11 protein-coding genes are annotated in these 13,642 nt (G+C 34.4%); 5 read left to right on the top strand and 6 right to left on the bottom strand.

Annotated features, from left to right (window positions below; all coding sequences use genetic code 11):
* Positions 1 to 193: 193 nt before the first annotated feature.
* From IMX26_RS08730 to IMX26_RS08710, 5 genes are all read right to left on the bottom strand, one after another.
* Positions 194 to 1,393 (bottom strand): hypothetical protein, encoded by a 1,200-nt coding sequence (locus IMX26_RS08730; protein WP_195161283.1) that lies wholly within the window; start codon positions 1,391 to 1,393, stop codon positions 194 to 196.
* Positions 1,394 to 1,772: 379 nt separating this feature from the next.
* Positions 1,773 to 3,200 (bottom strand): monomeric [FeFe] hydrogenase, encoded by a 1,428-nt coding sequence (locus tag IMX26_RS08725; protein ID WP_195161282.1) that lies wholly within the window; start codon positions 3,198 to 3,200, stop codon positions 1,773 to 1,775.
* On the bottom strand, positions 3,187 to 4,374 hold the full coding sequence (locus IMX26_RS08720) for a SpoIIE family protein phosphatase (protein ID WP_195161281.1): 1,188 nt from the start codon (positions 4,372 to 4,374) through the stop codon (positions 3,187 to 3,189). The genes IMX26_RS08725 and IMX26_RS08720 overlap by 14 nt, the downstream gene beginning before the upstream one ends.
* A gap of 3 nt (positions 4,375 to 4,377) precedes the next feature.
* Positions 4,378 to 6,060, bottom strand: coding sequence for a [Fe-Fe] hydrogenase large subunit C-terminal domain-containing protein (locus IMX26_RS08715; RefSeq protein WP_195161280.1), 1,683 nt, complete (start codon positions 6,058 to 6,060; stop codon positions 4,378 to 4,380).
* 23 nt (positions 6,061 to 6,083) lie between these two features.
* A complete protein-coding gene (locus tag IMX26_RS08710) occupies positions 6,084 to 6,326 on the bottom strand; it encodes a (2Fe-2S) ferredoxin domain-containing protein (protein ID WP_195161279.1) in 243 nt (80 codons plus the stop codon).
* A 165-nt stretch (positions 6,327 to 6,491) separates the two neighbouring features.
* Between IMX26_RS08710 and IMX26_RS08705 the strand changes: the two genes are divergently transcribed.
* The 3 genes from IMX26_RS08705 (at position 6,492) to IMX26_RS17865 (ending at position 9,158) form a co-directional block, all read left to right on the top strand.
* Positions 6,492 to 7,325 carry an AraC family transcriptional regulator gene (locus IMX26_RS08705; protein ID WP_195161278.1) on the top strand — a complete coding sequence of 278 codons (834 nt, stop codon included), beginning with the start codon at positions 6,492 to 6,494 and terminating at the stop codon, positions 7,323 to 7,325.
* A 498-nt stretch (positions 7,326 to 7,823) separates the two neighbouring features.
* A complete protein-coding gene (gene ltrA, locus IMX26_RS17870) occupies positions 7,824 to 8,687 on the top strand; it encodes a group II intron reverse transcriptase/maturase (protein ID WP_243259109.1) in 864 nt (287 codons plus the stop codon).
* A gap of 45 nt (positions 8,688 to 8,732) precedes the next feature.
* Positions 8,733 to 9,158: a group II intron maturase-specific domain-containing protein gene (locus IMX26_RS17865; RefSeq protein ID WP_347707862.1), complete on the top strand. Its 426-nt coding sequence runs from the start codon at positions 8,733 to 8,735 to the stop codon at positions 9,156 to 9,158.
* A 198-nt stretch (positions 9,159 to 9,356) separates the two neighbouring features.
* Here the strand turns inward: IMX26_RS17865 and IMX26_RS08695 are convergent, their stop codons facing one another.
* A complete protein-coding gene (locus tag IMX26_RS08695; RefSeq protein WP_195161277.1) occupies positions 9,357 to 10,274 on the bottom strand; it encodes a hypothetical protein in 918 nt (305 codons plus the stop codon).
* Between the two features lie 559 nt (positions 10,275 to 10,833).
* Here IMX26_RS08695 and IMX26_RS08690 point away from each other — a divergent pair.
* Both IMX26_RS08690 and IMX26_RS08685 read left to right on the top strand, forming a co-directional pair.
* Complete coding sequence (locus IMX26_RS08690; protein WP_195161276.1) at positions 10,834 to 12,546, top strand: ABC transporter ATP-binding protein; 1,713 nt, start codon at positions 10,834 to 10,836, stop codon at positions 12,544 to 12,546.
* Positions 12,547 to 12,573: 27 nt separating this feature from the next.
* Positions 12,574 to 13,530, top strand: coding sequence for an aminoglycoside phosphotransferase family protein (locus IMX26_RS08685; protein ID WP_195161275.1), 957 nt, complete (start codon positions 12,574 to 12,576; stop codon positions 13,528 to 13,530).
* The last annotated feature ends 112 nt before the right edge of the window (positions 13,531 to 13,642 follow it).

Genomic DNA, 13,642 nt, shown 5'->3' with positions numbered 1-13,642 from the left:
CATGAAATCTTTATTATTTTTATTTTAAGAGTACAACTAACATACTATACTTATATATCAATATTTCTTAACATAATATCACTAAGAAGCGTACTATACGTAAAACACCAGACTTATCAATGTATTTTTTTAGAACTAAGTACTAAAAAAGCGGTTTTAAACATAGTTCCAAAACCGCTTTTTTACTGAATAATTAATTTTCAACAACTGATAAAAACTTATAACCATCTTCTTCTAAAAGTATTTCATAAACTTTAGTGTAAAGGAACTCAAATTTGTCAAAGGCATCATAAAGCTTAACGCTTTTAAATAGTGTATATTCTTTTGTATCATAAAACTCAATTTCAAGTGTTAGAATATTATCTTTAATATTTCGATTAATAATTTTACCTCTTATACCAGAGTCGTCAGGTAACATAAAATGAGCGGTATTAGATCTCTTAATTATTAAATCTTTTTTTGGATCATAATCAGCATAAGTAGCAGTGTCAAAGTTATATTCACAAAAATATCTATCAAGAACACGTTTTACTTCATGAAAAGGTACATTATAGTATCTATTATGATCAGTGTACCAATATTTTATATCATGGAATATCTTGATATCAGTACTTTCCCTTTCAGAAAATATCCTATATAACATATCATTGGAGAGCTCTAAAGGATTATTAAATAATAACTTACCATTAGTATGTATTTCTAGTAGTTCTAGACCCAAATATTTTAACAATTCTTTTTCTGTAAGAGAATTTATATAAGTAATTTGGTCATTTAAGCTATCTCCTTGCTTTTCTTTTTCGGTTACAGATAAGAACTTATACCCATTTTCTTCGATTAAAATTGTGTATGTCTTTATACCCCTATAGGGATAGGACATATCACAATAAAACTCTACTTCCAAAGTTAAAATATTATCTATAAGTTGCTTACTTAAGATATTACCTGTAAAATAACCACCCCAACCAGTTATGGTAGGGGTTATTATAGAGTTTGAATTTTTGTCATAGTTCTTAATTTCTTCTGGACTGAAATTATACTCTATTAGATAAGTGCTAAGTATTTTCTCTATATCACTAATTGGGATATGAAGATTATTATCATTATAATTATACCATGTTTGGCATAAATTACATTCAGGATCTATTGCATCCATTCTCTCAATAAAAAATCCATATAGAGTTTCTGTTGTTAAGTCTAAAGGTGTTTTAAAGAGAAAGTCAGCAAAAATATTACAAACATGTTCGGCATGAGCTATATGAAATTCTGTTAATAAATCCTCATTGCTCATTTCATTAATTCTTTCAAGAAAAGCTGGTAACTGGGTGTTTTTATCACAGGCAGAAAAACACCCAATAAAGACAACTATTAATAATAAGAAAATTATTTTTTTCATATGATATCCCCTTGTATAAAGTAATTATATTTAACTATGTACATTATATGGAATATTATAACATGCTTTTAAGGTAGGTTTTAAGATATTACTTATTTTATTATTTTGTATTTCACTTATCTAATAGAATATTTTTTAGTATCTTGTTTACATTATAAGAAAACATCTCTCTTTATATTATAGAGGCTGTGCACATATCAATGAAACTGATTAAGAAGATAATGTAATGTTTACTGTGAAAGTATAATGATTGATAATAAGTCTGGAAGGCTCTCAATAAGGGCTGGTTGTCTCGTTTAGGTACGAAACAACCAGCCCTTTTTTATACAGGTAGTAAAACTCTTTCTTTCAGTTTGTGAAAACTGCAAAACGACACTTTTTATTGCCTGTCTAGCGGAATCTCAGCGGTAGAAATAATTCTCACTGCGGTATCTGGACTTTCTTCCGTAGCTTGGCTGCAATACTTCTCCAATGCTTTTTTGTTGGTCTTTCCGTAGTGAATGCTAACGGGACCTTTAACACAGCCGCCTTTACAAGCCATGCCCTCAATGAAAGCCCGTTTAATCTTTCCTGCTTTTAGCAGTCTTAGAGTCTTATCAATTTCTGCAAAGCCATCACAAACAATAACTTGAAAAGGACTTATATCGTCACGGTCTTTTAGTTCGTTTTGGATTGCTCCCGCAACACCACCGGTGGCTGCAAATCTTCTGCCGAAATACGATGCATTATCGAGTGGGGAGGGCTCGAAGTCATCAATTTTATCTAGGTCGATCATTCCGCTGAGTTCTTCAAATGTTAATACATAATCAACGCAGCTGCCTTTCATCTCTTCCTTTTTAGCTACACAGGGCCCAAAAAACACAACTTTACTGTTTGGCTCAACTGATTTAATCAGCAAGGCAGACGCTATCATGGGAGAGACTGATTTTGAGATATACTTACTCAGCTCAGGGTATTTTTTATTAATGTAGCTTACAAAAGCTGGGCAACACGAGCTGGTCATGACGCCGTCTTCTTTTAGCACCTCTAGAAATTCACGTGTTTCATGCTGAATAATCATATCTGCACCCAGTGCCACCTCAACAACATCCTTGAAGCCGATGCTCTTTATGGCACTTACAACTTTGCCCACCTCTGTATATCCAAAGGAGTCGGCAAGAGCAGGTGCAACCATCGCAATAACGGGCGTATCAGGCTTTTTTAACTGTTCAATAACTTGAACAATTTGAGATTTATCCTGAGCTGCACCGAAGGGACAAATGTAGACACATGCTCCGCACTGAATACATTTTTTTTCATCTATTTGAGCCTGGTTGTTTGCAGTGACGGTGATAGCGCCAGTAGGGCACACCCTCATACACGGACGCAAAATATCCGCAATTGCGTCATACGGACAGGCAGCCTTGCACCTCCCGCATTCAATGCATTTTTCACTGTCAATCAGAGCTTTATTGTTGACAATGCTTATTGCACCAACTGGGCAGCTTTGCTGACATCTGTGGGATATGCATCCCCTGCATAAATCTGAAACGGCATATCGGTTCACCTGACATCCATCACAGGCACTGTCCAGAATATCAATTATGTTGCTGCTTTCATTTATGCCTGAGATGCTCGATTTAACCCGTTCATTGGTAACCGCTCTTTCATGATAAATACAGCATCTAAACCTGGGGTTGGGGCCTGGATCAATTACTTTTGATATATCTGCCTTCTTATCCTCCAATTCATCTGAAAATGCCAGTTTCGCAACTTCTGTATATACTTCGTTCTTAACCTTTTGAACGTGATTTTCAAATACTCTCATAATTTACCTCCGAAATATACTCGATGGTGATTTCTTTACCTAGACTTTTCAGTGCTGAAATCAATTGATTTACAACATTAATTTTCAAACTAAGAGTTTGAGGAAAGCCAAAGTGCTGATGGGCACCATTTACCGATTTTCCGAACCAGATTTTAATATTAGTGCTCTCCTCCAGAAACATTCGCAGCATTCTTGTTGCGCCGTCCTGAAGCTCGAAGTTGACCTGTCTATAATCTTCTTTAAACTTTTCGATCAGCTCCACACATTTTGACATGGTAACAATTCCTTCAGTAACCAGATTTACTCCCTTAATTCTTGCGGTAACGGGGATCTCGGGATTAATATATTCTAATTCTGTAATAAGCTTTTTATTGGTTTCTCTGGCGTATATTTGGGCTGCAGTACCGCCACATATCATTTTTTTACCGTTTAGATTGTTAAAATACTCCACAAACGGTTTGTCCAAATCTTTTACAACAGGCGGACCCGTAAAGATATGGAGATTCTGTGGATGACGGATTTTCACCGCCACAACCGTGGTATCGTCATCGGGCATGTCTTCATACAGCTCGTTACAAGCATTTAGCAATTTATTGCAAAGATGAAAAGATGCCAAAGCCTGCTGACCAATAAGGTACTTGCCGACATCTTCCCATTGCCAGCCAAAAGGCAGATATCTGCCGACTCCGGCATGTACAACACCGTCGCTGCACAAATACAGAACATCGCTGATTTCAAGCTTAAACCTACTTACAAAAACTTCTTTGTTATGAATTATAATAGATTCTTTTTCGGGCTTCATTATTTTGTAGTTACGGATGAAAAAGAAAGCTGGATTATCATATTCATAAATTTGGCAGTTAAGATCTTTGTCGATTTCCACAATACTAAATGTAGAATAGGCGATTTTCCGCACGCTGCAAACCGGCAAGGTGTGGATGATTGTATCAACAACTTCGTGGATGCTGGCATTACGTTTCAGCATAGTCAAAGCAATCTGGGATGTTAAGGTAGCTAAAATATTAGCTTTAACACCACTTCCTAGTCCGTCTGCGAGAACGATTATAGTGCGATCTTCGCCTTTGTATAGCTGTACTTTGTCGCCACATAGGTTCTCATTCTTTTTATTCAGATAATTATAGGAGACATCTATATAGTTCATTGATGACATCATACATTACTCCCTAATTATTAAATCGCGAAGCTCGTTGAGGCTCATTTTGGTTTCAGCGGTGGTCTCACCAAGCAAGCCAGCAATTTTTTGTACAACACGCATTTGTTTATAGATTACTTCACTGGTTTTTTCCAGTGTGTCTTGTTTCATACGTTCCAGTTCCATCTTATTCTTTTCATGGGAGGATATATCCGTAAAGAATACAATGGTTTGATTCTTAGTAGAATCATGAATTGTGTTTACCAAAAAGTACTTGTCTAATGCTTTTTCGTAAATTTTCTTTGATGAAATATTTTTGCCTTTACTAAACAAGGTGTCGATTTCATCACTGCTTACCATGAAATCAATGGGCAATCCAACAGAGCTAATGCCGTTGATTCGGTTAAACAGCAAATCAAATTTTGGGTTAGTTAGTTTTACAATGTTCTCAGCGTCTAGTACACAGATGCCATTAGGGCTGTTTTCGATTAGAAGCGAGTGTTCTTCCTCAGCAATCTCCCTTAGATACGGCATACAGTCTGTACAGTTTGAAGCTTCATTAAACACGGATATAGCTTTATTGACGCAGGTGTCATAGCCACATGCACCGCAGTTGAGTTGGTCTTTTTCTGAATACTTTCTCATTTTTCTAAGAATTGCGTTAAGCTCTTCTTCAGTGGGCATGTTTGTACGGATATCCCTACGGTGAAACACTCTAGTTAAATCCAAATCATTAATCATGATGTCCGTATTGATTTCGCGCTGACTCAATGTTTTTAAGTGTTTTTGCATTCTCAATTTTTTTACATAATGACTCTCCTCGGACACTGGCATCTCAGGTCCGTTGATGCAGCTACCTTCACAGATATTCAGTTCTATGCTTAATCCAGAAACCCGTTGCATGATAATGTCATCCAAAATTTTTTTGCAGTTTTCTATGCCATCTACATGAAGGTATTGATATTTTTCGTTTTCAACTACGCAACCTAGGGGAAAAGCCTTTCCAGTAAGGGAACCGTATCTATCACATGGTACCGGAGTCTGGCTCTGCAGATCGATGTTTTTTGCTTTCAGCCAATCATCCAGTTGGGCAAAGGTTAACACAGCATCTACATCTCCTGCACTCTCGTGTGCTTCTACAATTTTGGCAAGGCAAGGGCCTATGAACACAACGAAGCAGTCATCACCATAGCGCCGTTTTATATCTTTACCATGCGCTGTCATAGGTGAAACAACTTTTAGCATAGAATCGATTAAATTGGGGTAATGGCTCTCCACCAAATATGTTGCTGATGGGCAACAGGTGGTAATAACATTAGGAGTTGTGGATTTCTTGATTTCTTCACTGTACTTTTTATAGACAATTTCAGCTCCAATAGAAGTTTCCTCAACATAATCAAAGCCAATTTCTTTTAATGCAGCTACAATTTTATACGGTTTGTCAATATCAAAAGCTGAAACATATGAAGGTGCAAGAGACACTACCGTTTTTTTAGCTGATGCTATAGCAGATTTTACTACGCTGTACTGATCGACTACCTCCAAGGCATTCTGTGAACATTGTGAGTGGCATAATCCACATTTAATACACATATCATCGTCAATGATTCGCTCGTTATTATGAAATTTAATTGCCTTTGTAGGACAGACTCTTAAGCACTTAAAGCAGTTATCACACAGGTTTTTGTTAATTCTTATTAAGTTCATAGTAAGTTATCTCCGTATTGCGGTTAGCTTAATTTTTCCAAGAGAGATTGGAAAAACTGTTCGCAGTTATCGGGTTTAATCCATACTAAATCTTTATTGTCAATTCGCAAACTGACTCCGTCGCCACAGTGACCCATGCAGAAACAAGCCTTTAATTCAATCTTAGATTCAAGGCTGTGTTCTTTTATTAATCGCTTTAGGGTTTCCACAACATCGTAGGCTCCTTTAATATGACATGAGCTCCCGATACAAATCTCGATAGTCATTTCAAACACTCCTTTTTAAGGCCTTTGGCCCAATGGTTGACTGATTGATAATTGTGACATATAATCCACATGTAATAGGTAAAATTATATCGATAAAAAAATACTTAATCTACTCAGAATTTTACATAATGCTTTGTTTTTTATACAGAAAGGTGGTGGAATATTATGACTAATATTGTTCATGACAGTCTTAAGAATAGGCACTCTTACAAGATGGGCAATTCCTCAATAACATATTACGAGTTGATGCAGAATTACAGATGCGGCTACAAAACCAAAGATCGAATACAACTGATTGCTGTTCTGTGGGGGAAGATTGAATATTTGTTTGGCAGTGAAAGCATATGCCAGAAGAATACGGAGATGATGTTGCTGCCTTTCTATTCTGATTTAACAGTGCGTGCGCAGAAGCCCACCAAAATGATGGTTATTGAAGTATGCGATGAATTGACTAAGTCGGTTTTCAGCAATATTGAGAATAAGCAGCCGTTTAATAATGCCATATACGATCCTAGGCCATATGTTCCCATTAAGTATGACAGCATACTCTACAAGAGCGTGCAAAGTATCCACAGTGAATATGTCGAGAATTCTGAGAATCCGTATTTAGTGGAGCTTAACATACGTAGGCTGATTTACAATCTGCTGAAAACCGAGTATTCAAGCTATTTATTTTCTATTAAAGCCAAACATCCAATGGAGCAGGTAAAGCAGTATATAGCTAGGAATGTAAATCGTAATATCAAAATCAGTGATTTAGCCGATTTGGTAGGCATGCACAGCTCAAATTTTACCAACACGTTTAAACGCAACTTTAAAATGACACCTATGAACTATATTCATGAAGTGAAAATGAAATTAGCTGAACAGTTGCTAAAAGAGAATTCGGTAACAGAGGTGGCTTATGAACTGGGATTTGAAAATGTCTCGTCGTTTATAAGCCAGTTCAAAAAAATCTACCATATTACGCCAAAACAATATCAGATAAAGAATTTATAACCATAAAAAACCTCAACAGAGACGTTGAGGTTTTTAGTTAGTGCGCCTGGCATATTCACAATCTATAGGGTGAAAGTCCCGAGCGGTGAAGTTAGTATAGCCGTTAGCTGAAAACAAGGGTGTCCTTCGCGAGGAGGAATCTGAAGGAAGTTGGAGGCAAATTTCTGGTCTGAGGAACACGAATCACATGAGGCTAATGCAAACTGGATGAGTTTGCTAATCAAAACAAAATCCGTACTAACCGAAGGGTGTGTTAGTAAATGTGGCAGATATATGGAAAGAAAGAGTGTGGACTTACCCAGGGAGGTCTCGCATCCTAAACCAAACGCTACTCAGTGATGAGCAGAGGGGATGAGAGAAGTCAGCAGAAGTCATAGTACTGAAATTATTTTTTTTTCAGGAAGGGCTGAACAATAACAGTTTTGTAAACTATGAGACCTAAGAGTACGAAAAAAAAACTAGACAACCTCGAAAGAGGGCTTATCTCAGGAGGATAAAGTGGAACTTAAAAGTAATGAGAGAGCAGTTAGTGCTCAAGGGATTCAACAAGAGCAAAAGCAAAACACAAATCAACTGATGGAAGAAGTGGTATCGTATCCGAATATGATGAAAGCTTATGGTCATGTTAAAAGTAATAATGGAAGCCATGGGGTAGACGGTATGAAAGTTTCTGAGTTCTCAGAATGGTATCTCAGGTACTTAGAAAACCTCACCCAAGAGCTGCTAGAAGTGACGTACAAGCCTAGTCCAGTAAGAAGAGTGGAAATACCAAAAGACAATGGTAAGACTAGAAAACTAGGAATACCAACGGTCATAGACCGAGTAATTCAACAAGCCATTAATCAAGTGCTATCGCCAATATTTGAGGAGAAATTTTCAGAATACAGCTATGGATTTAGACCAGAGCGTAGTGCCCATGATGCACTTCAACAATGCAAACGGTATATAGAAGCAGGTTACACGTGGATAGTAGATATAGACTTAGCATCATACTTTGACACAGTCAACCATAACAAACTTATGCATCAAATGTACCTAGAGATAGAAGATAGCAGAGTTTTAAGACTCATCAGGAAATATCTTCTATCAGGAGTTGTAATAGATGGTAAATATGAAAAGACTCGACAAGGGGTTCCACAAGGAGGTCCATTATCGCCATTGCTTAGCAATATAATGCTTGACAAGTTAGATAAGGAACTAGAGAGAAGAGGGCATAAGTTCGTTAGATACGCTGATGACTGTTCAATCTATGTAAAAAGTAGAAAAGCAGCAGAGCGTACCTTAACGAATGTAACCAAATTTCTTGAAAAGGAATTAAAGCTTGTCGTCAATCGAGATAAAAGCAAAATTAGTCGACCCTGAAAGACCAAATTTCTAGGGTACTCCTTTTACATATCTGCTAATGGTGTGCAATTTAGAGTGCACCAGAAAAGCAAGAAGAAACTCAAAGAGAAAATCAAGGCACTGTTAACAAGTCGAAAAGTACAAAACATCAAAACTTTGTATATCAGACTGAAAAGAATGTGCCAAGGTTGGATTAATTATTTCATACTTGCAAATATGAAGCAATTCTTAATGGAGCTAGACCAATGGATAAGGCGAAGAATAAGAATGATATATTGGCGGAGATGGAAAAGGATAAGGACTAAAATTCGGAACTTAACAAAACTAGGGTGTCCTCCTCAGAAAGCATACGAGTATGGAAATACTAGAAAGGGAGCATGGCGGACAGCTAAAAGTCCCATACTCCATAAAACGATAACAAATAAGAGACTAGCAAAAGCTGGTCTCTTATCACTGCATTCTTACTACATTAGTAGGCTTGGTTATTGAACCGCCGTGATACGGATCCGTACGTCCGGTGGTGTGAGAGGTCGGCTAATCAACTAATGATTAGCCTCCTACTCGATTATTAAATGTACCAGTTCTTGATATTACTCCATAGTGGAGTGATATGTACTTTGTGCGTGAAATACGCTTACGTGTGTGTTTCAAGGCAGGTAGGTGGAAGGGGTACCGTATAGATTATCTTCAATTCTTTGATTTCTCCCAATTTAAGCTATCATCTAAAAAGATAATATTTTTGAGCCAAAGTGCATCAAGACTTTCATCATGTTTCACTTGTATTAAATTATAGGGAACAGATTTATGTTCAAACACAAACTCTTTGTTATACTCTTTCCGAACAATTATATCAAAAGTTTTTTGACTTATTGAAGTAGCTGGTGTTACTATCTCTTTTCTCCAATCTATTGCATCAATAGTCACATTAAAAGGAGGTTCTCCTTTTTTACCAGCAATTATAATATAACTAGTTTTTTTATTATTTAAGCCAGATGGTTTACAGAAACCTTTTACATCTCCCCATTTCATACTGAAATCATCATCAATAAATTGAGGTAATTGATCTTTAGAATATATAACTTCACAGGACCATTTCTTACTTTGAAATAACCTTTTATCATCACCCCACCAGCGATTTACATTCAACGTTTTTTTACTATTTATTTTAATCCAGTATCTCTTTGCCTTACCAGAAAGTTTAAATACAACAAAGGGATATTGAGAATCATCACAATATTCATATGTGGTAGAAGAGTCTTTTTCAGTAATATCTAGCTCATAATAGCCATATATTGGTTTTTTCTCTGAATCCTCAACCACAGAATAATACTTATGACTATTAATATTAACATCATATCCAGTTATGTATTCCTCTCCTGCACAAATTACTACATATGTATCTCCTTTGGTAAAAGTATTTGAAAAAAAGTAGACACCTCTTTGCAAATCATATTCAGCTAAAGCATTTTGTATTGTAGTTGGTAATTTTGAGGCTTGTGTAATTTTTTCATATTCAAAATCAATAACTGCATCTCGTAATCCTAAAAAAATAATTATAAAAAAAGCTATTATTATAATTTTATTTAAATAGTTATTTTTTTTCATTTTAACCCCCTATTTATAATGATACCATATAAAATGTGTTATGTTGAGTTTGGTATATTTTAGATAATATAATATTAAATATATTAAAATCTCACAGTAATATTTTTACAAAACAATTAGAATATATTATTATACAGTTATAAACCTTTTACCCTAGATGTAATCAAGATACTTTGCAGCCCTAAAGAAAAATACTATAATAAAGTTGCAAAATGCATATATACACTTTACTATATTTATAGGTTAAATAAAGACAGTAAATGTTAATGTAGGTATATTATAATAAAAATTAATGATAGTGTAGTAAATGGTAATTGAGGTTAGCTCAAAAGATTAATAAACAAAATAAGTAAAATATAATTATTATGATTACTTCTGAACTTAAGAAAATTAATATAATAACACTTTTACGACTTTTTTAGGTATTACATATGCTTATAAATATTCTACTAATTATGACTATTGTTATGATGTTTATTTTAGATACTTTTAACAGCTTACATTACAATAAGAATTATATCTACTATAACCAGTTTGTTATCTATAGGGAGAAAGTTATATGAAATTTCTAAAACGAGTAACATCTTTTTATACAAAATCTTATTTTTATATTTGGCTATTAATATTAATAAATATAGTGTATATTCCAATAGCTCTTTTTGAACCAAAAATCGCTAGTAAATTAACTAATATAGTAACTAATAACGTAGATATGTATTTAATTAAGCGTTTAAGTATCTTATTTGTTTGTTTACTAGTTATTCGTTTAGGCTTAGATATTTTTCGTCAATCTATAGCATTAAAAATAAAGCTACGAGTCTGGAAATATGTAAGACAGAGATTGTTTAATAAGCTTCTGCGTTTAGAAGTAACGTATTTTGATACCACGCCACCAGGTTATATACTTTCTCGTCAAGTTAACGATAGTGAGGGAATTGAAGGATTACTACCAGATTTTCTTATAACTGTTGCAGCATCTTTAATCGAAAGTATTCTGATATTTGTTTTTATTTTTAACATTGATTGGCGCTTAACATTTGTTACAGCAATTCTATTAATCTCTACTTTTTATGTGCAGTTTGTTTTCCCCTTAAAAAAACTATATCAAGAACATAATGAAGCAAGAGCTATCGTAAGCTCTTTTATTCAGGGTCAAATTGACAAGATAAACCTTATAAAAGCCAATCACAGATATAAATATCATGAGAAGGAATATGAAAGCATAATTGATACATATCTTAGTGCTAGAAGATTGAGAGATAAAGCGAACATAATGAGAAGTAATGTTAGTAAAGCAATTGCTGCTATGTCGTATCCAATTACATTATTATGTGGTTTAGTGCTAATCTCTCAAAATCAAATTAATATTGGACAGCTTATTGCTTTTACACTATATCAGTCTCGTTTATTCTCAAATATTACACCCTTAATAAATGCTGTTCCTTTAATTACTTTAGCTAATGTTAGCTTTAAAAGAATATTTGCAGTTCTTGATTTGCCAGAGGAAAAGAATGGGCAAAGAGTTGTTGAGTTAAATGAACAAGCTGTTGAACTTAAAAATATTTATTTTTATGACAACGAAAATAAAATATTAGATAACATAAATTTAAAAGTTAAATTAGGAGAAAGTGTAGCATTGGTTGGCGAGAGTGGTAGCGGTAAATCTACTATAATGAAATTATTAATTGGGTTTTATAGACCAAGTGAAGGGGATATACACATTCATAATATCAGCAGTAGTACTCTTAACCTAAAAGATTGGCGAAAAAATATAAGTTATTTATCACAAAAACCAGTTTTGTTTAATAAAACTTTAAGATATAACCTTAGTTATGGAAACCCTAACATAAGCGATGAAGATATAATTAAACTATTATTAAAACTACGTTTAGGAGAAGTACTTAAAAGGTTGCCTTATGGGCTAGATACAACCATAGAAGTTGATGGCAGCAACTTCTCAGGTGGGGAGCAACAAAGACTATGTTTGGCACGTGAATTACTGAGAGAGACTTCAATTATTCTTTTAGATGAAGCAACCTCTGCATTAGATAAAAAAACAGAAATTGCAACCTTACAGACCATACAGAATTATGCTAAGGGAAAGAGTTGTATCTTAATTACACATAGGTTAGAGTTGTTAAGTAATGTTGATAAAATAATAGTGTTGTCGAAAGGCAAGATTATAGAGGTCGGTTCATATAATGAACTTAATACGCCAGGTAAGCATTTTTACGATTTAAATATTAAGTGTGTAACAGAACGGGTTAAGTAAGAATCATATTTAAAATAGGAGAAATGCATGAAAGATATAAATTATATGTTAAAAACAGCATACGGAATAAACTGTCGATCCATTGTTTTACAACAAGGAGGATGGTCAGCTTTGGCGTATAAAGTATTCGATGGGGCAAAAAACTACTTTCTTAAAGCATATGAAGTTAGCAGATCCTCTACTTCCAAATTAACCTCTATGATTGATATATATGTTCCAGTAACTATGTGGTTAAATCAAAACCCAAATCTGTCTGGCAAACTTCCAATGTTAGTATTAACAAAAAACGGTGATTTTAAATATAAAGACAAACATGCAATTTACCTGTTGTATGAGTATATTGAAGGTGAAACTATAGGTAATGGTACTTTAACAGAAAAAGAAGTGGAACAGTTTTGCAACATGATTGCAGAGCTTCATTGTTTTAATGAAGTGAACATGTTTTTTGATGTTAAGAAAATAAAGGAGACTTTTAACTTACCATTTTTACAGCCATTAAAGGAAAATCTAATTCAATATTGTGACAATCTTCCAGAAGATTTAAAAGCATTGCTTATTAATCATTTAAATATTGTTGATAGACTAATACACAGCACAGAAAAGCTGGCTTTATCCCTTATTAAGAATACACCCAGAATGGTCTTATGCCATACAGATCTTCATAATTGGAATTTAATGCGAACCAAAAATACCCTGATATTAATTGATTGGGAAGGATTGAAGATCGCACCGCCCGAAGCGGATATTATGTTTTTGAAGGATAAACCTTACTATCATCGTTTTTTAAAAATCTACCAGAAGAGACATCGGGATTTTAGAGTAAACCCCGATGCATTACAGTTTTATATAGCGAGACGTAAACTGGAGGATATCTGGGAATTTGTTGAACAATTATTATTTGATTCTCAAGATAAAGAGAGCCGTTCCCAAACCTTTCAATACCTAAAAATGGAGTTAGAAGATATAGTAGCAAATCCATTATAGATATTAAATAAACAAATCAAAAGTTAGCAATAGTTGTTTTTATAAGGTCTTACCTATATTGCTTTTATTACTACTTTTCTCACATAATTCTCTACTATATAGCTATGTTACA

This window comes from Clostridium sp. 'deep sea', from assembly GCF_014931565.1.
Classification (GTDB): Bacteria; Bacillota; UBA994; order PWPR01; family PWPR01.
The sequence above is the reverse complement of the archived record's forward strand: the minus strand, read 5'-3'. Positions and strand labels throughout refer to the sequence as shown.

Excerpts from the sequence above, each read along its gene's own strand:
- IMX26_RS08730 (WP_195161283.1), bottom strand. The coding sequence starts at position 1,393 with ATGAAAAAAATAATTTTCTTATTATTAATAGTTGTCTTTATTGGGTGT.
- IMX26_RS08725 (WP_195161282.1), bottom strand. The coding sequence starts at position 3,200 with ATGAGAGTATTTGAAAATCACGTTCAAAAGGTTAAGAACGAAGTATAT.
- IMX26_RS08720 (WP_195161281.1), bottom strand. The coding sequence starts at position 4,374 with ATGATGTCATCAATGAACTATATAGATGTCTCCTATAATTATCTGAAT.
- IMX26_RS08715 (WP_195161280.1), bottom strand. The coding sequence starts at position 6,060 with ATGAACTTAATAAGAATTAACAAAAACCTGTGTGATAACTGCTTTAAG.
- IMX26_RS08710 (WP_195161279.1), bottom strand. The coding sequence starts at position 6,326 with ATGACTATCGAGATTTGTATCGGGAGCTCATGTCATATTAAAGGAGCC.
- IMX26_RS08705 (WP_195161278.1), top strand. The coding sequence starts at position 6,492 with ATGACTAATATTGTTCATGACAGTCTTAAGAATAGGCACTCTTACAAG.
- IMX26_RS08695 (WP_195161277.1), bottom strand. The coding sequence starts at position 10,274 with ATGAAAAAAAATAACTATTTAAATAAAATTATAATAATAGCTTTTTTT.
- IMX26_RS08690 (WP_195161276.1), top strand. The coding sequence starts at position 10,834 with ATGAAATTTCTAAAACGAGTAACATCTTTTTATACAAAATCTTATTTT.
- IMX26_RS08685 (WP_195161275.1), top strand. The coding sequence starts at position 12,574 with ATGAAAGATATAAATTATATGTTAAAAACAGCATACGGAATAAACTGT.